Genomic DNA, 25,492 nt, shown 5'->3' with positions numbered 1-25,492 from the left:
CCTCCTATTCACCGCCATAAATATGGACTTGATAATCACTATCTCCCGTTTCTTTAGCAACTAATGCTTGAATATCGTTCACAGATCCGATTTTTATTTCAATTGGAACATCATTTTCCAAGTATTTTTTTGAAGTTGACAACACTAACCGGGTAAAACTTTGAATTTGTTCATAACCATAGAACTGCGTCGTTATCGAAATATTTTCTTGAGTTAACTTGCCATTCTCATAACGCAACGTTGCCGTTACACCACTAATATTCGGAAAATAATTTTGAATTGATTCTTTAAAGCTATTAAAGCTTGATGCATCAGTACTATTGATTGCCTTTTTATTGCCAACAGTTGGCAGTACTTCAGTTTGAGTAGAAATAGTTTTCCATTTAGTTATTTTACTACTATTGGCAGCCGCTGTCCCACTCAAAAAATACGTTCCTGATACTAATGAGTCTTTGCTTTCCTTAGAAAAGAGACCAATTGTAATTGGAATTTTCTTCAATGCCTTATGTTTGCGCAATCGCTGAACGAGTTGATCGGCTACCATTTTACCATATTTTTTCTGCTCAGAACGCGCAATCGTTTCCTGATACTCTGGTCCACCTTTTGTTTTTTGATAATAGTCAATTGAATTTAACGCTAATCCGATACTAATTCCACCAATGTGATAATTGGAGCCTGAGCCAGTTAAAAAATCCTGCTCAATAATTTCTTCTAAATAATACGGTTTATAATTTTTCTTCGTACCAATTGGTGGATTTAACCCAGCCGGATTAGACTTCGATTTACGAGCCAGCCAATCAGTAACCATTGCAGAACTAATATATTGTCCTTCCTGAAAAACATAAGAATTAGTTGAGTAAACACCTTTGGAAATTTGAACTAATCCTCTTTCTAATTCTCGTGTATCAACAGAATTATCATTATTAGTAGCGGTTAAGCCTGAAATAGGACTGGTTACATAGTGACCATTTTTTAGTAAAACGGTATAACCATTATTACCTGTATCCGTTGTTTGATAAGTCTTGACGCTCGAGCCTGATGATGTCTTGGCATTATTAGCTAAACTTGAATTCTTTAAGTTTCCACAAGCCGTCAAGCTCAGCAGCGTACCCAAAATTGCAATTATCTGCAAATATTTTTTCAATTTACCTGTTCCCCTATTCAACTTGAGCAATTGCCTCTTCTTCAGTCAATAACGTTACTCCTAATTTTTGTGCCTTAGTATATTTTGAACCGACATCTTTGCCATAAATAACATAATCAGTTTTACCAGAAACTGACCCTGTTACTTTAGCCCCTAATGCCTGCAATTTTTCAGTAAATTGACTACGTGTATAGTGCTCCAAGGTTCCCGTTAAAACTACAGTCTTATTTTTAAAGTAATTAGCTGGGATCTCAGATACTTGTTCTTTACTTTCACCAAGATAATCCATATTAACGCCACTAGTTTGCAGATCCTTTATCAGATCCACAACCTCTTCTTGAGCAAAATATGTAGTCAATGATTCCGCAATTGTCATGCCTATTGTAGCGATTCCTGTAATATCCTGCACGTCTGCTTCCATAATCTTTGCTATATTTTTAAAATTTTGAGCAATCAATCTAGCTGCCTTTGCACCAACATGGTCAATTCCTAATCCAGTTAAAAGCAATTCAACTGAATTATTCTTGGACTTATTAATCGCAGTCAACAAATTATTAATAGATTTTTCTTTAAAATGATCTAATTTTTTTAAATCAGTAGCTTGCAAATGGTATAAATCCGCTACATTGTGGACTAAATTTTGCTTAATAAGTTGGCGAACAATTTTAGGTCCTAATCCGTCAATATTCATTGCCGGTCGTGATGCAAAGTGCGTGATACCTTCTTCTATTTGAGCTGGACATGACGGATTAACACAACGCAAAGCGACTTCATCTTGCAAATGAATCAGCTTTTCACCGCAAGACGGACAATACACGGGAATTTGGTACTTTATAGTGTCTGCTGGTCTCTTAGCTATAATAACTTGTGATATTTCAGGAATTATATCACCAGCTTTATGTAGTACCACGGTATCACCTATACGAACATCTTTTTCTTTTAATAAATCCGCATTATGTAAAACAGCATGAGAAACGGTAGTTCCTGCCAACTGAACCGGATCCATGATTGCTGTTGGCGTAACTACTCCTGTTCGTCCCACCGTCCATTTAATTTCTCGAACTATGGTTTCTTGTTCTTCTGGAGGAAACTTATAAGCAATTTCCCACCGCGGAATTTTTACTGTCGCTCCCAGCTGATTTTGCCAATTCAAATCATCAACTTTAAGAACAATTCCATCAATTCCATAGGCTAATTTGTCCCTTTTAGCTGTATACTCATCGATAAAATCAAAAATTTCATCTAAAGTTGCCAATTGACGCCCAGTTTGATTAGTATGAAAACCCAAAGTAGCCAATTTTTCGATTGCTTGATGTTGACTAGTTATTTGTTTTGGAGGATTAACCCAGGTATAAATAAATGTACTTAAATTACGTTTTTTTGTAATTTGTGCGTCTAACTGTCGTAATGACCCCGCTGCAGCGTTACGCGGATTAGCAAAAATTGTCTCGCCATTTTCATCACGCTCTTCATTCAACTTTGCAAAAGCTTGTTTCCCCAGATAACACTCACCGCGTACTTCCATTGTCAGTTTCTCAGGCAAAGTTTGAGGAATATCTTTAATGTATCGCGCATTAGCAGTAACATCTTCACCCACGCGCCCGTTTCCACGAGTTGAAGCACGCATTAATTTACCATTAGTATACTCTAAGTTAATTGATAGTCCATCAATTTTTAATTCTACGTTGTAAACAACTGCATGACCTAACTGTTTTTGAACACGTTGATCAAATTCCACTAATTCTTTTTTTGAAAAAACATCCCCCATAGATAACATCGGGACTTGGTGTGTGACTTTTGAAAGCTCACTATCAAGTTGACCACCCACGTGCTGAGTGATTGAATCTGAACTGATTAATTGGGGAAATTCTTGTTCTAGTTCAACTAGTCGATTATAGTTTTGGTCATAAATATAATCTTCAACTTTGGGCGCGTCTTTTGTATAATACGCATCAGCCCAATCATTAAGTTTTTCTCTAAGTACGGAAACTTCTTTTTTGGCCTCATCAAGAGTTAAATCTGCCATTTTCTTTCTCCTGATAAAAATTATTATTAACTATTATTATACCTTTTTAATTGGAGCAAATGCCGCTAATAGCCGCTTGATTCCTTGATCTTTAAAGGCAATATCTAGTTCCATATCTTCACCTTTACCACTAACCTTAGTCACAACACCTCGACCCCATGCCTTATGCTCAACTTGATCGCCAACATTCCAACCTTTTTTCTCAGCTCCAATTGCTCCTGCTGCTTTAACTTTAGGTGTATAAACTTGTGCTCGGGCTCGTTCATCTATATTTGCAAAAGGAGCAGTCTGAACGTGAAAATCTGGATTGGTAATTCTCTCAGAAACAGAACTTTCCAAATTAAGGTCAGCCTGATCAATTTCTTCTAAAAATTTCGATGGTTGATTATTTTGCATGCGTCCATACATCATTCGTGAATAAGCGTTAGTTAAAAATAACTGTTTTTGCGCCCGCGTAATTCCAACGTAGGCCAATCTTCGTTCTTCTTCTAATTGATCATCTTCTAGCAAAGCCCTTGACAAAGGGAAAAGTCCATCTTCCATTCCAATTAAAAAAACAATTGGAAATTCTAGTCCTTTTGCAGCATGAAGGGTCATCAATGCGACTTGATCATTATTATTTGCTAAATCATCCTGATCACTTAGTAGCGAAACTTCTGCCAAAAAATCACTCAGTGCGCTAGTATCATCACTAGCTTCATACTGATCATCAAATCGCTTAGTAACTGATAAAAATTCATCTAAATTTTCTAGTCTAGTTTCAGCTTCAATAGTTTTTTCGTCTTTGAGCGCTTTTGTATAACCAAAATCTTGGAGAATCTTTTCTGTTAAGCCAGTCACACTATGACTTTCAGCATAGTTAATTGCATCACGAAGTTTTACACCAAAATCACTCAACTTATCTGCAACACGAACCGATAGCCCAGCCATACCTATATGATTAAATGTATCAAGTAAAGACAACCCATTCGTTTGCGCAAATGAAATGAATTTTTCAACACTTACATTTCCAATCCCACGTTTAGGTGTATTGACAATTCGGTTAAAACTCAGTGTATCACTAGGATTAGCTATCAGTTTAAGATAAGCCATGATATCCATGATTTCTTTACGATCATAGAATTTATGTCCTCCTACAATTTGATATGGGATATTTGATTTAACAAATGCTTCTTCAACTGTTCTTGATTGTGCATTGGTTCGATACAATACAGCAAAATTACTATAAGAAAAATGAGCTTTTTCAGTTTTTTCTTGAATTTTGCTAATAATAAAATGAGCTTCATCTTCACCACTCTGGGCACGATAATACGTTATCTTTTCGCCATCACCTTGGTCTGTCCAGAGCTTTTTAGCTTTACGATTACGATTATTCTTAATTACCGCATTAGCTGCAGATAGAATATGCCCGGTTGAACGATAATTTTGCTCTAACTTAACTGTTTGAACACCATCATTTCGATAATCTTGCTCAAAATTCATAATGTTTTCCATATTGGCCCCACGCCAACCATAAATTGACTGATCCGCATCACCAACAACACAAATATTTTTATATTTGGCTGCTAATTTGTGACATAATTCATATTGAGCACGATTAGTATCCTGATATTCATCAATTAGTAAATAACGAAATTTATTTTGATAATAATGTAAAACGGTCTCATCAGTTTTAAATAAAACCAATGTCTGCATAATCAAATCATCGAAATCCATTATTTGATCATGTTTCAATCGCTTTTGATACTCATGATAAATTTGCGCCGCGACCTTTTCAAAGGGCAATGTTTTATTAGCTTCAAACTCATCGGGTGTCAATAAATCATTTTTAGCATTAGAGATGGTTGATAATACACGCTTAGGTTCATATGTTTTAGGATTAACATTTAATTCCTTTTCAATATGTTTGATTAAGGTTAATTGCTCAGCCGAATCAGCAATTGAAAAATTGTTATTATAACCGATTTTTTCAGCGTCTCGACGCAAAATACGGACACACAGAGCATGAAAAGTCGACATCCATATGTCTGCTGCTTGTGACCCCAATAATTTCTGCTCACGCGCGCGCATTTCGCTAGCCGCCTTATTAGTAAACGTGATTGCCAAAATATTCCACGGTAAGACACCTTTTTTTTCGACAAGGTAGGCGATTCGTCTGGTTAAAACAGATGTTTTTCCCGAACCGGCACCAGCAACAACTAATAGTGGTCCTTCGGTGGTTTTAACGGCTTGCTCTTGCTGCGGATTTAACCCAGCCAAAATTGATTCTTCGCTCATTCTGATTCCCTTCACAAAATTTCTATAGCTCTTATATTGTACCAAAGATAAAGACGGTATTCGGAATGGTTTGTCTTTTATTTATCAAATCGATCTAAATGATATTCTTCTATCAATTTAATCAATTTATTTGCATAATTGGGATCAGTAGCATACCCATCCTTAACTAAGGCTTTGGCCTGCGTTTGATAGTCTTTAGATGCTAATACATGTCGATATTGGTGGGCATTCCAACTTGTGCCTTTTTGAAAAAGTCGTGCATGAGCTCTAATTGATGCTTCATATGAATCATAAATTTGAAACCTGGCTTTGACAACAATCCATTTACCTTTTTCGTATTCCTTAGTTATTAAAACTGCGGAAGTATTGGGATTAGTACCTTTAACCCCAAACAAATTATTATACTTTTGCGATAAGCTACTTTGGCCATAATCACTTTCAAGACATGCCTGAGCAATCGTAATACTTGGCAAGAGAGCAAATTCTTGATCTACTTCTTGAGCAATTGGACCTATTTTCTGAATAAATGCCTTATGTTCTCTAATGACTTTGGCCCGAGCTTGCTGGCGAGCAATCTGTTCTTGTCTAAGTTGTTCTGATTGAATTGCTTGTCTGCGATAATACCGTATAGCAATAAACAGAATAATCAATAAGAATAAAATTATAAACACATGAATAATGATCAGCCAACTGGGTTGCTTTTTGTTCTTCCGTCTTTTTACCATGAAATATTCCTTGCTTTTTTAATTGTTACTTTAAGTATAACCTCTTCAACGTTTAAATTATGGAATGTAATTAATTTTTAAAATAAAAAAAGCATTCAAAAATTAACTACTGCTTAAAACTTGAGCACGTAGCATTTTGAATGCCAACATTAATAGACAAAAAAAGGAGCAATAGCTCCTCTAAATAATGCGGGCAAGAAGACTCGAACTTCCACGATCTAAAAACGATCACAAGATCCTTAGTCTTGCGCGTCTGCCATTCCGCCATGCCCGCAAGTACATTCAATACTATAGCGCAAAATTTACTTCAACACAAGTTTTTATTGAACATTTTTTTAAACACTAATTAACCATTTGCTCATTAACATAACGAGCGTATAGGGGATGATTTTTTAACAATTCATGATGCGTTCCATGACCAGTTATGTAGCCATGCTCAATGAAATATATTTGATCAGCATTAACAATTGTTGCTAAGCGGTGAGCAATAACTAACGTTGTTCGATTAGACATCAATTGTTCTAGAGCCTGTTGAACTTTACGCTCAGATTCCGAATCTAAGCTTGCAGTTGCTTCATCAAGCATTAATATCTGCGGATTGCGCAAAAATGCCCGTGCAATTGCTAATCGCTGTTTTTGTCCGCCAGATAATTTGATTCCACGTTCACCAATTTGTGTGTCTAACTGTTGTGGGAACTCACGAACAAAGTTAGCTGCATAAGCAAAATTAAGCCCTTGCCAAAGATCATCATCACTTAATTTTTGCGATAACCCATAATTTAAATTTTCACGAATACTACCTGAAAAAATAGCACTATTTTGTGATACATAACCAAGTTGTTCACGCCAAGCTTGTAAATCAAGTGATTGAATATCACGTCCCTGAATCATAATTTGGCCTGAATCAGGTTGATAAAATCGTTCTAATAACGAAAAAATTGTCGACTTTCCTGCTCCACTCGGACCAACAAAGGCTATGACAGAATTAGGTTTAACAGTAAAAGAAATTGATTGTAAAACCGGTTCACCTACCTGATAACTAAAATTAATATTTTCAAAAGATAATGTTTGATTACGTAAAGTACAGCCATCTTGCACAATACTTACCTCTGGCTGCAAACGAAAAATTGCTTGAATTCTTTCTGTAGATCCGAGAGCCTTTTGAATTTGGGAAAAGAAAGCAGCAAAATTTGCAACAGGTGTGATCACATTAAACAAGTAAAGCAAAAATGCAACCAAAGAACCACTAGTCAAAGTTCCTTGACCAACACGAATAATTCCAAAAGCAAGGATACCAGCAAAAGCTGCCATCATTAGGGTCGTCATCATTGGTTGTAAAATCGCTTCAACTCTGGCATCCAAAATTCCAATTTGAAATATCTTTTCAATTAATTTATTGCCTTCTTGACGTTCATAATTTTCACCATTACTTGCTTTAATTAGCCTAACTTCTGCTAATTTTTCACTAACTTCTCCATTGAATCTGGCCGTTGCAGCCTGTAATTTACGTCCTAAGCGTGTCATAATTCGTCCAACAGGAAGTAAAACTAAAGCAACTATGGGAATAACAATAAACATTAAGGCTGCTAATTGCCAATCCATGACAAATAAAATCACTAATGAAAAAATTAACTGCAATGCACCAGTTATAAAGTTGGGAAACTGTGCTGCAATCACGTCTTTAATGACTCCAGTATCATTGACAAGTCGTGAACTACTTTCACCTGCCTTATTTTCATCAAAGTAAGAAATTGGTAATCTTAATAAATGTGCCCATAACTTCTCTCGTAAAGTTTTCACGACACTTTCACCAAAAAAACGCAAAAGATAGCCACCAATTGTTCCTAGAATTAATTGAAGAACAAAAATAATTACAATCAGCCAAAGAACAAAAAAGTTAACCCTATTCCATTTACTCGTGTCCACTAACTTTCTCGTTAAAAGCGGTAATGCTAAATTGGTGACACTCGTAATTAAGCTTAATGTTAGTCCGGCTACAAAGAGCGACTTTTTTAGTTGTAATTTGCTTAATAATTGCCAAAAACTTCGCAAACTAACAAGCTTGGTCTCCTTTTTATGCGCTTTAAACGCCATAACCTATCTCTACTTTCTTTTTCCGATTTAAACAAAAAGTTTTTCAATTCTGAAAAACTTTTTTATTAATTAACTTTCTTTATCATCTTTTCCCCAAAACTTTTTCCAAAAGTCTTTGTCATATTGATTCATTCGTTCCCCAGAACAATATCTATCTTTAAAACCATGGTGATTAAATTGACAGTGAAAACCATTAGAATTACGTTCCGACATCCGATGACGAATAGTTTCAATTTCTTCCTTTGAAAATTCATGATGTACTGCTGCACTGCGCCATTGTCTAAACGCCTTCATCCGAAAAGTTGGATCAACAAATTTTTGGGCTTGATGCTTAAAGTCATCATCCCAGCCATTAGCAATTTTTTCTAATTTTCGACTAACCTCAATTTGTTCCTCCTCACTCAAGCCAGAGAAAAATGATGAAGTATCATATTCCTGACTTATTTTTTCTAATTTTTCAGCTTCTTTTTTGCCTAGCGCAGTCAAATAAACCCGCTTTACTCGTTTATCATTTTCATCAGTGTTACGTTCAATATAACCTTTAACTTCCATTTTCTTGAGCAGTTCGGCCAAGGAACCTGGTTTTAAAGCCAAAATTTCTGCTAAATAGTTCTGGGTTAAGCCATCTTCAAGCTTAAGAACCGCTAGAACACGTTTCTGTCCGGAAATTGGTTGTTCGCCTTTAAACATGTAATAGCGACCTGCCCGCATAATAAAATAAAGTTGTTTCATTAAATTATCACTTGTTTGACTCATTATAAAATCTCCTTTTCCATTTAGTTAGGTACCTAATCTTATAATTAAATTATAGTTTCTTAATAAATACATTGTCAAACAAAATCATACAAATTATTTAAGAGTAAGTTGAATTAATTTACCACCACAGTTTCCACAAACATAGCGCCTTAAATTGATCCGGCGCACTCGCATAAAGTTTTGTCCACAATCTTGACATAAATAAGCATAACGCACTTTTTTCGTACGCCGTAATCCAATATCAGGAGTAAACTGATAACCACCTACTTGATTAAGTAAAACTTTAAAATCACGGTCTCGATGGTGGTATCCTTTGCCAGCTAGATGAAGATGATAATGAGTTAATTCGTGCTTGATAATTCCAATTAATTCATCACGATATTGTGGTAGCAAAAAATGGGCATTAATTTCCAAATGATGATCGTTTAAATGGTAGCGTCCTCCGGTTGTGGTCATTCGGTGATTAATTTTAACTTGATGTGAAAATTTTTGTCCAAAAAACCTAAAAGAAATTTCTTTGACCAACTGTTCTAATTCATACTGTGTCATTATCTTAAAAGCCTAGCATAAAGTGATGCTTCTTTTGGTGTTTTAATTCTTGCCTTAAGTGCCGTTACAAGCTTGCGCTTTAGCGGCTTTTCTCCCTCCATCCAAGTTCCAGTAAAAACATGAATTGTTTTCGAAGCTGCTGATGGATTGCATAAAACACCGTCAGGATAGAGGTGAATGCCTTGTTTCAGCATTTGCTCTTGATTATTTGGCTGCGCACCGTACTTAGTTTTTAAAATTGTAGAAACAGAGAGAGTATTCACACCGGCAAGCTGATTGCTACAATCAAATACAAAGTTACGATTATCATAATAATCAACCATATCTTTAAGGAGCGGATGCTTTTTTTCAGCACCAAAAACTGCAGTAAACGGATTATCCTTGTTTTCAAATCCAGCAAAAGCACGATCAACAAGTAACTCTTTCAGATTGTCTAAGACCAAAACGTCAGTATCAAGATAAATACCACCATATTCATAAACGGCTTTGGCACGAATATAATCAGATACAAAGGCCCACTTTTTTGCCTGATAAGCTTGCTCAATATACTTATTTTCATGAAGATCAAAATTATCTTCAGACCATTCCATAAATCGATAATCTTGTAAATGTTTATGCCACGTTTTCATGCAACGTTGAATATTTTTGGGTTTCGGATTCCCGCCAACCCAAACATAGTGAATAATTTTGGGAATCATTTTAACTTCTCCTAAAAATTTTTTTGAACAATATTATGATATCCTGATTAAAATCAAGCTTCATCAAAAACATCAAAGTAAAATACAAGCAAGCCATAATAATTGATCTTATTGCCATATTTAAGAAAACTGATGTCACAATTTGTGGTATAACCATTCCAACTATTAGCACAATCACAGAAATTAAAAAATATTTGGGAACTTCTCTAAAAGAGTATTTAAAATCATACCCATCGCGTACAATCCATAACCGCAAAATTAAAACTATCAATTCGGTCGCTAATATGGCAATCATCGCGCCCGTGGCTCCATAATAGCGATCAAGAAAATAACTCAAAATCACTTCCAAAATTGCGCCAACAATTACTGGTAAGGCATAGTCTTGATCACGATGATTAGCAAGTGCAAACTGATTAGCAAAGACTCCACCCATTGGAATCATAATAATTGTTAATGAAAAAAAGAACATTAGTGATGTCATTGGAATATACTTAGCACCAAAGAAAAATGGAACAAATTCTTTTGTATTCGCCATAATAATTACTGCAAACAAGGTTCCTAGCATTACAGTCGCTTCCAGTGATTTTTTTAAAATTATTCGTTGTTCTTCCTTACTCTCACTTGCCATTTTGGGCATAATAACCAAAGAAATACTGGTAACTATCCCTAACACCATGTTTGAAATTCGCTGTGAATTATCATAAAAAGCAACTTGAGTGGAATTTTGAAACAACCCGAGAATCGGTTTATCAAGTGATGTATAAACTTGCGTTGCTATTTGAGGAATCAATAAAGTAATGATTGCCTTAATTGTTGTCTGAAACTGATAAAAATGTTTAACCGGTACACCAATATAACGATGGATATCAAACCAAAAAACAAAGGATCCCAGCATCGTTGAAATAGACATTATCAACATATATTTCCAAAGGTCGTCTGGCTTTTTTACCCATAATAAAATTAGCACAACAGAAACCAGCTTAACAGCTGTGTTCTTTAAAACCACTCGTCCAAATTCCGCTAATCCTTGAAAAAACCACGATATATCAACCTGTGCTGAAATTAAATATGGAACCATTAATAATAAGTAATTCCAATATTTAATGTGGAAAAAACTTACGGCTGTGATTAGAAATACAATTGTCACTACGCCAGCAATTGCTTGAAAATACCACAATCCCCAAAACGCATCTGTCAAATCTTTTTGATTGCCGCAAGAGCGCACTTGCGAAATAGTTCTCATTCCAATATATGACACAGATAAAGTACAAAAAATCATTAAAAATTGCACGATATTGTTCACATTACTATAAATACCATAAGTTTTAGGACCCAAAATTCTTGACAGATAGGGTACCGTAATTAGCGGAACTAAAACGAGAAAGATCTGATAAACAGCATTATATAAAATATTTAAAAAAGTTCGTTTCACAACTTTCCTCTAATCTTTAGTCATCATCTTAAAAATGGCATCGCAAGCCGAAACGCCTTGAACCTGATTTGTTAAATTATACCAATAATGTCGTTTTGTTTGATAATTATTGGGAGCCGATAAAGCAGCTACCAACTCTTTTTGACTTTTAACACACGGTCCTGGTACTACCTTAGTGTAAGGACCTATTAGCAGTCCCCGTTTCTTTTGATATTGTGCCAAAAAATTAGTAATAAAAATTATAGGGCGATCAAACGCAAGATAATCAAAATAAATCGAAGAAAAATCGGTAATTAAAAATGAAGTAGAACCAAGAAGTTCATACAAATCACATTCATGTTCAAACAAATAATCATCATTGAGGAAGGCAATTTGGGAATATTGACTAGTAAAATTTCCGACTATCTTCTGCTCATACGGATGTAATTTAACCAATAAATATTGATGCTGCCTTTTTAAATTTTGATTTAACGACTCAATGTCAAAATCCGGTAACGCAAAAAAATTACCTGCTTTAATTTGATTTATTATTTGACTATCTTCAAGTTCATAGCGAAATGTCGGCATATAAATCCCAATCTGAGCTTGATCATCAATTTGCTTAAATAAGTCATACAAAAGTTGCTTTTTAGTGATCACTGGATTTTTTAAGGCATCAGTACGAGGAAAGCCGACCTTCTGATACTTACTAGTATCAATTGCGCAACATGCACTCATCATAGTTTCATATAAGTCAGAACTTGAACAAACAATATCCACATTTTTTTGCCATAATTTTACATTGCGCAGATCAGCTTTTCGATCAGTATTATTTGCCATAATACCCATTCGTTTAAGTGGAACACCATGCCAAAATTGCACATTTATTTGCCTAGAATGAATTTTAAATGGCTGATGAGTTGTTACAATAAATTTAGCCTGTCCAATCTTACGCCAAATTGAAAAGGGCAAATGTGAGGAGGGCCACGGCTCTACAACAGTGACTTTATATTCCGGATGATTTTTTTGAAGATACTTCGCAAATATATAACCATTCGATCCAGATCGACCAGCACCATTCAAGATAACGACACTTTTATTATTGATGCGCGTAAAGCGAGCAACTAGTTTCATTAGGTTTAAATATAGACGAAACAAAAATTTTTTCATTAATAAACTTTCCCAATCCTTATTCTAATTCCAAATTATAATAAACAACAGACTTAACTCAAGCTTTTTAATGTTGCTTATTACTTTTTTAGCAATTGTAAACTAGTATGGCATGATTCAGATGTAATCTTCAAAATCATTGAATGTTTTAATTACCAGATTCTAATAGTATTGTCTATTTACTACTATATTACCCAAAAAACCAAAAGATGAAATACTAGAAAAGCATTTTTTATATTTACTACAGTTGTAAGTCTTTAAATTGTTAAATTTATCAAAACTAGTTTTTTAACTTTCTTAATTAAAAGATACTTACTGAGTTAATAACAAACAGAACCAAATCTATTAGATCTAGTTCTGTTTGTTATAGTCCAATTTATTACCACCGAACTCGATAAATACGACTTCTCGTTGTAGTTCCAGCAAAATTATGATATGAAATTGTCAGGTATAAATCATTTTGAGCAATTACTTGGATACTTTCAAGCTCCGTTGCATAGCCTGGAATATCAATATCTGCATTATCAAAATCTAAAATTTCCCACTCACGCATATTTGATTGTCCCCAAACACCCCACGGCATTTTAATAATTCTTCTTGGCTTTTTACTGACGCCACCTTTTACTGGACCATACTCACTTGAAATATAAACATTATTATTATCATCCAAATCAAATCCTTGTAATGAGCCAATTTTACTCTTAGCAGTAATATGCTTAATATAAAATTCACTTAAATATGGTATTTCGCCCAAATTAACATAACTACCATCTGTATCATCGAGAGCCTGATTAATCTCGTTTAAATCATATAAAATAAAATATCCATTATCACCTTTAATAAGATTATCTTTTTTTCGATCAACTGTAGCTAACAGAAAAGTTTTATATTGCGGTGAAATTGCCGCATCAAATCTTAGAAAGTCTTTTCCCGTGAACCTACTAAATTCATCTATTCCACTAGTATCATCAACTTTTAACCCCCGTCCGGCTCGGTTAAGATAAGCGAGTCGAGAAAATTCTGTATTACTAAAATGTTGATTTTTAGAAGGAATTTCCACTCTTGCAAGTTGTGTAGACCAGCCAGCTTGATTTTTTTTAGTACCAATAAACCATTTGCTTTTTTGATTAGCATACATAAATGTCTGTGTATGACCACCCGCAATTTTTGATGCACTGAAAACTTTTTTAAAAATAGGATAGCGATGTTTTTTTGCACGATAGACATAATTGTGCGGGTCGTATTGATTGTTATATTGCAAAGCATACACATACTTACTGCCGATATTGCCTTTTTGAATAACGTTATTATGCAAACCTTGAAATTTGTTAAAAATTTCATTAACAATTGTTAATGAGAACTCCGAATTGTCGAGTTTAATTGTGGCTCCCTCTTTTCTAAAAGAAACATCATCGCAAATGCAAGCAAATCTATCGCCTACTCTAAAGTAGTTCTTGATGCTTTTGCTAAAAGGATTGATTAATTTAATTATAATACCCACTAATTATAACCTTACCCTTTGATTATTAGTAATCTCTAGCAGTAGCTTCTGCCATTCAAATAAAATAAATAAGGCTCTTACCTTAACAGCAAAAGCCTTATTTGTTTTATTATTATGTTAAATGTCTACCAATTATATTACCTATAACTGAAAGAGTAAAACAAACAATGAAATATAGCACTGCTAATGCAGCAAACATTGGCAAAATATAATTAGCATTTTGGCCATATATTACTTGTGCATGCTGCATCATTTCTGGAACCACAATAATCGTTGCTAATGATGTATCCTTAATCAAAGAAACAAATTGACTAATAATTGTTGGAATCATATTTTTATAAGCCTGTGGCAAAATAATATGCCATAATGCTTGGACAAACGACATCCCCGTTGAACGAGCGCCTTCCATTTGACCACTAGATACAGAATCAATTCCTGAACGAACAATTTCTGCAATCATACTAGATTCAAAAATTGTCATCGCAATAATTGCTGCAGGAATCGTTTCCGGCCTAAGTCCAAAGTTAGGTAATCCAAAATAGGTAAAAAAGATTATCAATAATAATGGAACATTACGAATAATATCAATAATAAACCCAACTATTTTTGATAAATATTTAATCTTAGAATAGCGAATAATTCCTAAAATTGAACCCAAAATAAAACTTAGAATAACCGAAATCACGGAAATATATATAGTTACCCAGAGGCCCATCAATAAAAAGCGTAAATTAAGCCATGTAAAAGCATTAATCCAATTTTGCATTTGACTGCACCTCCTCTAAGCTAATTTCTTTTCTAGATGCTGCATATAGTAACTAATTGGTAGGGTAATAATCAAATATAATACTCCAACTACCAAATAGCTGTTAATTGTATCAAAAGTTGTTGATGCAATCGCATTTGCTTGATACATCAAGTCAAAACCTGCAACAAAAGCTAGTACTGAGGAGTTTTTAACTAGATTAACAAATTGATTGCCTAAAGGCGGGATAACAATTTTGAATGCCTGCGGAAGGATAATATATCTCATTGCCTGCCAATAGGTCATCCCTGTTGAACGGGCTCCTTCCATTTGTCCGCCTGAAACTGATTGAATTCCTGAGCGAATTGTTTCAGCAATGAATGCTGATGTGTACAGTGTTAGCCCAATTGTTCCTGCTGTAAAACCATTTACTTTAACGACATACATTGGAATAACCAAATAAAAAAACATCGTAATTACAAGCAAGGGTATATTTCGCATAATTTCAACATATGAACGTCCGATTATTCGTGCTACTCGGTTGGGAACCACTTCCATTATTGCAAAAATTGTGCCTATGACTAAACTAAAAAACAGTGCAATAATACTAGATAACACAGTCCAGCCTAATCCTACTAACAACTGATTGCTAAATTTAGAAAATATATTGATCATTGGCGATACAGCTCCTTATAATTAAATCCCGGAACATCGCCAAACCACTTTTTAATCAAGTGATTGTATTCACCACTATGCTGCATTTCAAGAACTGCCTTGTCCACAGCCTTGGTGAATGAGGTTTGTCCCTTATTAACTGCAACTCCATACGGCTCAACAGTGAAAGTGCCACCGCGAACTTCATACCCAGGATTTTGAACTGCCAATCCAAATAAAATACCATTATCAGTTGTTAATGCATCACCCTGATGTGATTTCAGAGCATTCATTGCTTGAGCATAATCTTGAAGTTCAATTACCTTTGCTTTAGGTGCAACTTTCTTTATATTCTGGACCGAATTTGCACCAACAACACCAATGACCGTCTTACCATTAAGATCCTTGGTACCTTTTATTTTTGAATCCTTAGGGACTAATAATGATTGACCAGCATCAAAATATGAATTTGAAAAAGAGATTACTTTTTTGCGTTCTGGAGTAATCGACATGGTTGCAATTACTGCATCAACATTACCATTTTTAAGTAAAGGTATTCTTGATTGAGAAGTTGTAGTTACGAACTCTGCTTTACCATCTGGTCCCAAAATATGTTTAGTGATATGTTTAGCCATATCAACATCAAAGCCTTTTTGTTCACCATCTTTAACGTCAACTAGCCCAAATAATTTCACATCACCTTTGACACCCCAGGTAATTGTTTTGGTTTGTTGTACACTATTTAAAACAGATTGATCATTCATCTTTTGACCACAACCTGTCAAAAATAGTACCCAAAACATTAGCGGAAATAGCCAAAATTTCTTTTTCATACTTGGCCTCCTTAATGTGAAATGATTTTACTTAGAAATTGTCGTGCTCGTTCCGTTTTCGGATGCTTGAAAAAGCTATCACTATCATCATCTTCAACTATGGTGCCTTTATCCATAAAAATTACCCGATTGGCAACTTCTTTTGCGAAACCCATCTCGTGTGTCACTATTAATGACGTCATCCCGCTTTCACTTGTAACCTTTTTAATGACTTGTAAAACGTCATCAATCATCTCAGGATCAAGCGCGGATGTTGGTTCATCATATAAAATTAATTTTGGCTTCATTGCTAGCGTTCGTGCAATGGCCACGCGCTGCTTTTGCCCCCCAGAAATTTGTGATGGCATATTGTGTGCCCATTTCTCTAAACCAACCATTTCAAGAAGCTCCATGGCTTGCTTTTTGTTTTCTTCTTCAGGTATATGACTAACAATTCTTGGCGCCAACATAATATTCTCTAATACGTCTTTGTTTTTATACAAATTAAAGTGCTGGAATACCATGCCAACATCACTACGTAGAATATTTAAATTAGTTTTAGGATCAGACAAATCGTGGCCATTAACTATCAATTTGCCTTTTTGAATTGATTCAAGACCGTTTACAGTACGTACCAAAGTGCTTTTACCAGAACCTGAAGGTCCAATTAAAACCACCGTTTCACCTTGATCTATCTCTAAGTTAATGTCGTGTAATGCGTGAAAATGGCCATAATATTTTTGCACATCGTGGAATTCTATCATCGACACTGTTATCGCCCCTTTCATAGTCAATACAAATTTAAAAACTAAGTATTTAGTAAATTCTACTATAATCTATTAAGAACTTTAAAAAATAAGCTCAATTTTAACAAAAAATTATATGTAATACACAAAAAAATTTATAAAAAACGTTTAAACAGTACTTCTAAAAAACAGCCAGAACATTTTTTATGGCTATACTAAACGATTATAAGAAAAAGCACTGTTTTAAAATTTACATCAAAACAGCACTGTTTTATTTAGGTATATTTAATTTTTACCAGCTAGTCGTTGACAAAACTTTACAATTTCTACGATCACAATCATGCAAACTCCAGCAGATAAGATAATTAACCATTGAGTGGCATTCAATTCAGTTACATCAAAGAATTTAGTCATAAACGGCAATTCAACGGCAGCCATTACAATTGCTGAAATCAGAATAGCCCAATTAAACCACTTATTAGCAAAAATATTCGTATTAAAAATTGATTGATGAATATACTTAGAATTAACTGCATGAAATAATTGAATTAATCCTAAAGTAAGAAACGCCATCGTTAGTGCATCTGCATGTTGCAAATTTTCATTGCCAGTATGCGGGCCAAAATTTAGTCCTAATTGGTAAGTTATTAAAACAAGGATACCTTCTAAAATACCTTGATAAATAATCGAACTCGAAACGCCCCCGCTAAAGAAGTTTGATTTTTTCCCCCGTGGCATTCGCTTCATAATTCCCTTCTCAACGGGTTCTAGTCCCAACGCAATCGCTGGCAATGTATCTGTTACTAAGTTAATCCATAATAATTGCACCGGTGCTAAAATGTCCCATCCTAACATTGTCATCATGAAGACAGTTAAGACTTCACCAACATTACAACTCATTAAATATAAGATCGCTTTTTGAATATTACTGAAAACTTTACGCCCCTGCTTGACTGCCTCAACAATTGTCGCAAAATTATCGTCAGCCAAAATCATATCACTGGCACCTTTAGATACTTCTGTCCCAGTAATCCCCATACCAATACCTATATCTGCTTGCTTTAAGCTAGGAGCATCATTAACACCATCACCAGTCATTGCCACAATTTTTCCCCGAGCCTGCCAAGCTTTAACTATTCTTACTTTATGTTCTGGTGATACTCGTGCATACACACTAAAGTCTGGCACATGTTGCTCTAAGTAGTTATCACTAAACTCATCTAATTGACTACCTGTCACAACTTGTTCATCTTGGCCAGGCTTTAAAATTCCCAACCTTTCAGCAATTGCTTGAGCAGTTACCTGAAAATCTCCAGTTATCATAATAGTTCTAATTCCGGCTTGATGAGCTTCGATAATCGCCTCTTTTGCTTCTGGTCTTTCAGGATCAATCATTCCTACTAAACCAGCAAAAACCAAATCTTGCTCAACATTATTAGTTGTAGGTTCTTCATAAAGTTGATCAACTTTTTTATAAGCCAAGCCTAAAACACGTAACGCCTTTTGAGCCATCTCCTTATTACGAGTTAGAATCAATTGTTTTTGTTTTTGAGTAATTGGAACAATTTGCCCATTTTGTTCAATTTGCGTCACGCGCTCAAGTAATTGATCAGGAGCACCTTTTACTGCAACCAAATATTGTTCATCGTCTTGATTAATAGTACTCATCAACTTGCGGCTTGAATCAAATGGCACTTCTTGTCTTCTCTTGTGTTTCTTTAATAATTCAGGTACTGCAATTTGATGATCAATCGCATATTGAATCAAAGCTGTTTCTGTCGGATCTCCAAGCAACGTATTACTATCATCTAATTTTGAATCATTTGCTAATATCATCACCATTAGTGCATGATTAGATTCTTCAATTTTTTGAGTAGCTGTATGCTGTTGATTATCATAAAATACTTGCTCAACCGTCATTTTATTTTGAGTTAACGTACCAGTCTTATCAGAACAAATAATATCGGTTGCTCCTAAGGTTTCAACTGCGGGTAATTTACGCACAATTGATTTATGCTTTGCCATAACTTGTGTACCAAGAGCTAAGATAATCGTTACTATTGCTGGTAATCCTTCAGGTATGGCAGCAACAGCAAGTGAAACTGCAACTAAAAACATGTCAATTGCAAGTTTATCAGTCGGCTCCGTTCCCTTTTTAGTAAAGAAACCGACCGCGAATACAACCACACAAATCAGCAAAATCATAAGTGTTAGAGTTTTACCCAATTGATTCAAGTTTTGCTTTAAAGGCGTATCAGTTTCATCAGCATTATTGAGCATTGCTGCAATTTTACCAACCTCAGTATTCATACCTGTCTGAGTAACAATTCCTTCGCCTCGCCCATACGTAACGTTTGTATTAGCAAAGGCCATATTAACTTGATCAGCTAATGCAACTTTTTTTTCATCAATTTGAGTATCCGATTTATCGACAGATACTGATTCACCAGTCAAAGTAGATTCTTCAACTTTCAAACTTTTTGTAACCGATAAACGTAAATCAGCAGGTACAACGTCACCAGCCTCAAGTAAAACAATATCACCTGGAACCAAATCTGTACTTGGAATTTCAACAATTTGTCCATTACGCCGCACATGCGCATTGGGTGTTGCCATTTTCTTTAGCGCATTAATTGCCTCTTCAGAACGAGCTTCTTGAAACACACCAAGAACTGCATTTAAGATGACAACCACCATAATAATTGCTGCATCAGTCCACTCTCGAGCAACGAATCCCGAAAGTAAAGCAGCGATTATCAAAACGATTATCATAAAATCCTTAAATTGCGCAATAAAACGTTGCCAAATACTAATTTTTCTTTTACTGGCTAAACTATTGGGTCCATATTTTTCCCTCATTTGTTTAACCTGAATGTCAGTCAAACCTTGATTACACGAAGTGGCTAATTGTTTAGCTACTTCTTCAGTTGTTTCATTATAAAAACTTTGGGGCATTTTTGACCTCCTAATATAAAAAAAGAGACTCGTATGCCTGACACACAAGTCTCACTAATTAAGATAAGTCCAGAAGTATTTCTTCGGTTGTTGGGCTTATCGCAGGTAATGCTGTTACTCCCTTATGATTAATTTTATTATAAATAAATTTATTGTTTTTAACAAGAATAATGATAATTAAAATGAGTAAAATAGTCCCGCTAAAGCACCATTAATAATACTGACTGCCGTTGCAACCAAAAACAAACGTAAGGCATGACTTGCAATCGCCTCACCATGTTTGTCATCAACCATTGTATGCATAATTCCCAAAGTTGTTCCTAAATTTGGTAAATTGGCAAAGGAAATTAAAAATACACTTACAATTGCTTGAGTTTTTAGCGGTACAGTATTCATATTAATTTGGTTAATTGCAACAAAAATATTAGTAAAAGCCTTAGTTGCAATTACAGTACCAGCACTAACAATAGAGTGGACATCTATACCCATTAAAAATGCAATTGGAGCACATACATAGCCTATAAGAGCCGTCAACGTTTTACCGCAAACCGATTTAAAGATAATATTAACAAAGGTAATTAAAGAAACGAAACCAATAATTGAAATTGAAATATTAATTGCTAATTTAAAGCCTAGATTCATGCTGTCTATCAGCCTAGTAATGAGAGATTTTTGATTCGTATTTTGAGTAGAAATTTCATAACTGACTTTTGATATATCATAGGGGGCAACGATTTTAGCAACGATAATCGAAGTAAATAGATTAAGGACTAACGCCACAATAATAAATTCCGATTTAATAATATGCATATATGAAGCAAGCATTGTCAGCGTTGTATTTGACAATGTATAAATTGATAAAGTAAATAATTGATTAGGCGACATATCTTTCATTTGATCTTTAAATGGAACAAAGACACCATTACTTACAATCGGGTAACTTAAAATTGTAAATGCATTAATTTCATCAATATGAAATAGCTTTTTCAGTACTTTACCTACATATTTGATAATGAATGGTAAAATTCGTAGATATTGTAACAATTCAATCAATGCACAAATAAATATCAATGGCAGCAACACATCTAAGAAAAACTGTGAGGCTGCTGCTGGATTTTTCAAATTACCAAAAACAAAGTTAACACCTTTGCTGCTAGAAGCACTAATAATATTTAAGCTGCTCGATAAACCCTTAATAATCCAGTCACCAACCGTTGTCTTTAATATTAAAAATAAAATTACAACTTCAGTAACAAATAAATATAAAATTGATTTATAATCAATCATTTTTCGATCAAAACTGACCCAATAAAGCAATCCTAATACCAATATTATTCCAATTAATCCCATAATTTTCTCCTTAATTGTGCTGCTTCAAGTAGTGTGAATACTCATCAACAATATTATCTACAAATTGATCCGTTAAACGATATTCAGGTACATCATATGTATTAGTGAGAATAACAAAATCATTGGCCCCCGGTTTATAGTTTTCTTGCTTCAAGGTCCAGTTTTGCTTTGTAAATTTCTTATATTCCTGTTGATTTAAATGATAGATTCTAACGCCATATGGAATTGTAAAAGAATCAATTACCTGTTTTCTGGTTTTACCTTCTAATTTAATAAAAACTCCCATTTCATTTCTTGCAAATTTTTCTTGTAAAAATTTTATTAGGTAGTCAAAATTCAATGGTGTTTGTAGCCAAGACTGGTAGGCTTCTTCACTATAAAATTTGCCAGACTGCATAGGCAGAGTATCTGTTGCAATAACTTCTTCTTGACGTGTACTAATTTCTTTTTGCTCATTAAATTCAAACGCCATGTGACCAAAATAATTTCCACGATATCCTCCTTGAACAACTAAAGTTTGGCCGAGTTGTCCATGGTTAACGCGGTGTTGGTGTCCACAACTAAATCCATCAATTCCAGGTGTATTTGTTACTAATTTAAAAGTTTCATCTTCACCAGTAGCATAATTAATTTCGTTATGGGTAGTAAGATCACGTTCAATTCCACCATGATAGCCAACCAATACCAGATCAACTTGATCCCGTAAAATCGCAACTTGTTTTTGCAGCTCTGGTAACGCCTCTTTAACAATTAATCCTGATGTTACATCATAGTCACTAATCATAGACATTCTGCTTGTTAACAAGCCAATAACACCAACTTTAATACCTGCCACCTCTTTAATTGAAAACGGAGGAAAAAGCAACTCATCATTATCTGAAAACGCATTACAACAGACGTAATCAGCGGTTAAATGTTTAACTTGCTCTTTTAAATAACGAACACCATGATCAAAATCATGATTCCCCGGTACCATAACGTCAAAACCAACTTTGTTGGCGTACTCTACTAGCGGTGAGATTGGTAACTCATCGCAAAAAAAAGTTGTCAATGGGTTGCCGACAAAAAAGTCACCACTATCCATTAATAATGAATTAGGATATTTTTGCTTTAATCCTTGCAAAGCTAACGCTGGCGCTTGGGCATTGTTCGCAATAAAACCATGGATATCCGTTGTGGTTAACACATTAATTTTTTTAGTCATCATTTTTTCCTTTACTTTAGTATCAAACCTAACATTTAATTAAATTCTATAATAAATTGTTCGTAAATATCAACAAAAATTTATAAAAATTACAATGTAAGATGTATTTCAAAACAAAAAGGCTAACTCCCTTAAGATAATAGGAGTTAGCCTCAATCAAAAATAATTAACCGCTTTATTTTAATTAAACAAAATTTACTTTATTCTAAGCCAGTCCATTTCCACTCTGTCACTTCAGGAATATCCTTACCATTATCACGAATATAATCATGGTGTTTAGCTAAAAGCGTATCCATTTGATTTACAAAGCCTGTACTCTTAGAAGCATATCGTGGGACACTTAAAATAGCATCTTTCGCTAAATGGAACCGATCAAGTTCATTGACAACACGCATATCAAATGGAGTAGTAATGTCGCCTTCTTCTTCATAGCAATGAATATGAACGTTGCTACGACCGCGACCAAACCAAATTGATTCCATCATTGCCTTATAACCATGCCATGCAAAGATAACGGGAACATCACTTGGGAATAGTTGCTCAAATTCTTCATCAGAAATAGCTTCTGGATTGTCCTTAGTATTCATCAATTTCATAACATCAATCACATTAATGTACCGAATCTTTAAGTCAGAGAAATTCTTATGTAAAATGTCAATTGCTGCTAATGATTCCATAGTTGGTTCTGTTTCTGTTGAAGCGAAAATCACATCTGGCTTAGAATTTTGATCGGTTGAAGCCCAATCAATATATGATAAACCATGTTCAGCAATCCTAGTTGCTTCATCAATCGAGAACCACTGTGGGCGTTCCTGCTTAGATGTTACCAAAATATTGATGCATTCACGATCTGTAAAGGCCTTTTTAGAAACAGCCAAAAGTGAATTAGTATCAGCTGGTAAGTATTCATGAACAAGATCTGGCCGATTCTTTTCATACATATGGGTCAATATGCCTGGATCTTGGTGAGTATACCCATTATGATCTTGTTGAAAAACGGTAGAAGTTGCAACAAAATTAAGTGATGGATAATCCTTACGCCAATACTGTTCTTTGGCTTTTCTTAACCATTTCATATGTTGAGTCAACATTGAATCAACAACCCTGCCAAACGCTTCATAAGTGGCAAAGAACCCATGGCGACCAGAAAGAACGTATCCTTCAAGCCAACCTTCATCTTGATGTTCAGATAATTGTGAATCAATTAAACGTCCACTCGTTGCTAAATTTTCATCATTTGGTGTATGAATTGAACTTTCCCATTGACGTTTTTGCTCATCAATAAATTTGAACAGCCGATTTGACTTTGTTTCGTCAGGACCAAAGCCACGGAAATTATCTGGATTGAGTTCTGCAATTTCGCTTAGATACTTTGCCCATTCCGTCATATCTTCTGCTTCAATTGAACCAGGTTGATCAAATTTTAAAGCGTATTTTCGATAATCAGGTAAACTTAGTCGCCTAGAATTTTTACCGCCATTAGTAATTGGATTCATAGCCATGCGACTTTCACCAGTAACATTATCAGCAGTAACCAATTCGGTTGGTACACCGTTTGAATCAAATAGTTCTTCTGGTTTATAACTCTTTAGCCAATCAATCAACATATCTTTATGCGTCATATCATCTTGAGCTACAGGGATTGGAATTTGGTGGGCTCTAAATGAATTTTCGATTGGATTGCCGTCAAGATCAAATTTAGGACCGGTCCATCCTTTAGGTACACGGAAAATAATCATTGGCCAATTAACAATCGAAGCATCATTATTTTCACGAGCATGTCTTTGAATAGCCTTAATTTCTTCAATCACAGTATCCATCAGCTTAGCCATTTCTTCATGAATTTCCATATGATCCTTATAGCCATCAAATTCACCGCCTTGATAGGCTGAAATGATATACGGATGCCAACCCATACCTTCAAAATATTTAGTCAGTTCTTCATCGGTCATCCTAGAAACAATAGTTGGATTCGAAATTTTAAACCCATTAATCTGCAAAATCGGTAAAATCGCACCATCTTTAATTGGATTGATAAATTTATCACTAAACCAACTAGCTGCTAATGGTCCCGTTTCTGCTTCGCCATCGCCTACTTCAACGGCGGCAATAACATCAGGATTATCCAAAATTGCACCGGTACCATGAGAAATCGAATAGCCTAATTCTCCACCTTCATGCATTGAACCTGGAGTTTCAGGAGCAGCATGAGACGCAGAACCGCCTGGAAAACTAAAACGCTTAAATAGTTTAGTCATTCCAGCTTCATTTTGCTGAATTTCAGGATAAAGCTCACTATATGAGCCATCGAGGTATGAATTAGATACCATCACTTGACCGCCATGTCCTGAGCCTTCAATATAAAACATGTCCAACCCATACTTCTTAATAACCCGATTTAAATGGGCATAGATAAAGTTTTGTGGTGAGATTGTTCCCCAATGGCCAATTGGCTTAGGTTTAACATCGCTTGCTTTAAGATCATCTTTTAACAATGGATTGCTCATTAAAAAGAGCTGTCCGACTGATAAATAATTGGCTGCCCGCCAGTGAGCATCAACGCTTTTAAGAAAGTCTTTTGAATCGTAATCAACTGCCATATTAATTCTCCCTTGTCTTGAAAATTATTTCTTTGTTTATACACATTATTATAACAGCTTTTGATTAAAGTTCAA

The 25,492-nt window shown here is 34.8% G+C and carries 19 protein-coding genes and 1 tRNA gene; all 20 read right to left on the bottom strand.

What is annotated here, in order from left to right:
- Positions 1-4: 4 nt before the first annotated feature.
- A complete protein-coding gene (locus F5ESL0228_RS02120; RefSeq protein ID WP_122018164.1) occupies positions 5-1,144 on the bottom strand; it encodes a CamS family sex pheromone protein in 1,140 nt (379 codons plus the stop codon).
- A gap of 13 nt (positions 1,145-1,157) precedes the next feature.
- Positions 1,158-3,170, bottom strand: a complete 2,013-nt coding sequence (ligA, locus tag F5ESL0228_RS02115; protein WP_122017876.1) for an NAD-dependent DNA ligase LigA — start codon at positions 3,168-3,170, stop codon at positions 1,158-1,160.
- 36 nt (positions 3,171-3,206) lie between these two features.
- The gene (pcrA, locus tag F5ESL0228_RS02110) at positions 3,207-5,447 is read right to left on the bottom strand and encodes a DNA helicase PcrA (protein WP_122017875.1); all 2,241 of its coding nucleotides are present in this window, start codon (positions 5,445-5,447) and stop codon (positions 3,207-3,209) included.
- Between the two features lie 77 nt (positions 5,448-5,524).
- Entirely contained in the window at positions 5,525-6,172 is a 648-nt protein-coding gene (locus F5ESL0228_RS02105) for a glycoside hydrolase family 73 protein (protein ID WP_122017874.1), read from the bottom strand.
- Between the two features lie 188 nt (positions 6,173-6,360).
- Positions 6,361-6,446: transfer RNA gene (locus tag F5ESL0228_RS02100), tRNA-Leu, on the bottom strand.
- 68 nt (positions 6,447-6,514) lie between these two features.
- Positions 6,515-8,266: an ABC transporter ATP-binding protein gene (locus tag F5ESL0228_RS02095; RefSeq protein WP_122017873.1), complete on the bottom strand. Its 1,752-nt coding sequence runs from the start codon at positions 8,264-8,266 to the stop codon at positions 6,515-6,517.
- A 69-nt stretch (positions 8,267-8,335) separates the two neighbouring features.
- The gene (locus F5ESL0228_RS02090; RefSeq protein WP_122022697.1) at positions 8,336-9,022 is read right to left on the bottom strand and encodes a MarR family winged helix-turn-helix transcriptional regulator; all 687 of its coding nucleotides are present in this window, start codon (positions 9,020-9,022) and stop codon (positions 8,336-8,338) included.
- 93 nt (positions 9,023-9,115) lie between these two features.
- Complete coding sequence (locus tag F5ESL0228_RS02085; RefSeq protein ID WP_122017871.1) at positions 9,116-9,571, bottom strand: SprT family protein; 456 nt, start codon at positions 9,569-9,571, stop codon at positions 9,116-9,118.
- Positions 9,571-10,269: a glycosyltransferase family 32 protein gene (locus tag F5ESL0228_RS02080; RefSeq protein WP_122017870.1), complete on the bottom strand. Its 699-nt coding sequence runs from the start codon at positions 10,267-10,269 to the stop codon at positions 9,571-9,573. The genes F5ESL0228_RS02085 and F5ESL0228_RS02080 overlap by 1 nt, the downstream gene beginning before the upstream one ends.
- A gap of 1 nt (position 10,270) precedes the next feature.
- Complete coding sequence (locus F5ESL0228_RS02075; protein ID WP_122022696.1) at positions 10,271-11,701, bottom strand: oligosaccharide flippase family protein; 1,431 nt, start codon at positions 11,699-11,701, stop codon at positions 10,271-10,273.
- Between the two features lie 9 nt (positions 11,702-11,710).
- Complete coding sequence (locus F5ESL0228_RS02070) at positions 11,711-12,850, bottom strand: CDP-glycerol glycerophosphotransferase family protein (protein WP_122022695.1); 1,140 nt, start codon at positions 12,848-12,850, stop codon at positions 11,711-11,713.
- Between the two features lie 379 nt (positions 12,851-13,229).
- Positions 13,230-14,351 (bottom strand): helveticin J family class III bacteriocin, encoded by a 1,122-nt coding sequence (locus F5ESL0228_RS02065; protein ID WP_122022694.1) that lies wholly within the window; start codon positions 14,349-14,351, stop codon positions 13,230-13,232.
- Positions 14,352-14,463: 112 nt separating this feature from the next.
- On the bottom strand, positions 14,464-15,117 hold the full coding sequence (locus F5ESL0228_RS02060; RefSeq protein ID WP_122017866.1) for an amino acid ABC transporter permease: 654 nt from the start codon (positions 15,115-15,117) through the stop codon (positions 14,464-14,466).
- Between the two features lie 15 nt (positions 15,118-15,132).
- Entirely contained in the window at positions 15,133-15,771 is a 639-nt protein-coding gene (locus F5ESL0228_RS02055; protein WP_122022693.1) for an amino acid ABC transporter permease, read from the bottom strand.
- Entirely contained in the window at positions 15,768-16,583 is an 816-nt protein-coding gene (locus tag F5ESL0228_RS02050; protein WP_122017864.1) for a glutamate ABC transporter substrate-binding protein, read from the bottom strand. Before F5ESL0228_RS02050 ends, F5ESL0228_RS02055 begins: the two co-directional genes overlap by 4 nt.
- 11 nt (positions 16,584-16,594) lie before the next feature.
- Positions 16,595-17,332 (bottom strand): amino acid ABC transporter ATP-binding protein, encoded by a 738-nt coding sequence (locus tag F5ESL0228_RS02045; RefSeq protein WP_305017786.1) that lies wholly within the window; start codon positions 17,330-17,332, stop codon positions 16,595-16,597.
- Between the two features lie 261 nt (positions 17,333-17,593).
- Complete coding sequence (locus F5ESL0228_RS02040) at positions 17,594-20,263, bottom strand: calcium-translocating P-type ATPase, PMCA-type (RefSeq protein WP_122022692.1); 2,670 nt, start codon at positions 20,261-20,263, stop codon at positions 17,594-17,596.
- Between the two features lie 177 nt (positions 20,264-20,440).
- Positions 20,441-21,613 (bottom strand): nucleoside transporter C-terminal domain-containing protein, encoded by a 1,173-nt coding sequence (locus tag F5ESL0228_RS02035; RefSeq protein ID WP_122022691.1) that lies wholly within the window; start codon positions 21,611-21,613, stop codon positions 20,441-20,443.
- A 10-nt stretch (positions 21,614-21,623) separates the two neighbouring features.
- Positions 21,624-22,820 (bottom strand): bifunctional UDP-sugar hydrolase/5'-nucleotidase, encoded by a 1,197-nt coding sequence (locus F5ESL0228_RS02030; protein WP_122022690.1) that lies wholly within the window; start codon positions 22,818-22,820, stop codon positions 21,624-21,626.
- A 197-nt stretch (positions 22,821-23,017) separates the two neighbouring features.
- The gene (locus F5ESL0228_RS02025) at positions 23,018-25,417 is read right to left on the bottom strand and encodes a phosphoketolase family protein (protein WP_122022689.1); all 2,400 of its coding nucleotides are present in this window, start codon (positions 25,415-25,417) and stop codon (positions 23,018-23,020) included.
- Between the last annotated feature and the right edge of the window lie 75 nt (positions 25,418-25,492).

This window comes from Lactobacillus sp. ESL0228, from assembly GCF_003692825.1.
GTDB lineage: Bacteria > Bacillota > Bacilli > Lactobacillales > Lactobacillaceae > Lactobacillus.
The sequence above is the reverse complement of the archived record's forward strand: the minus strand, read 5'-3'. Positions and strand labels throughout refer to the sequence as shown.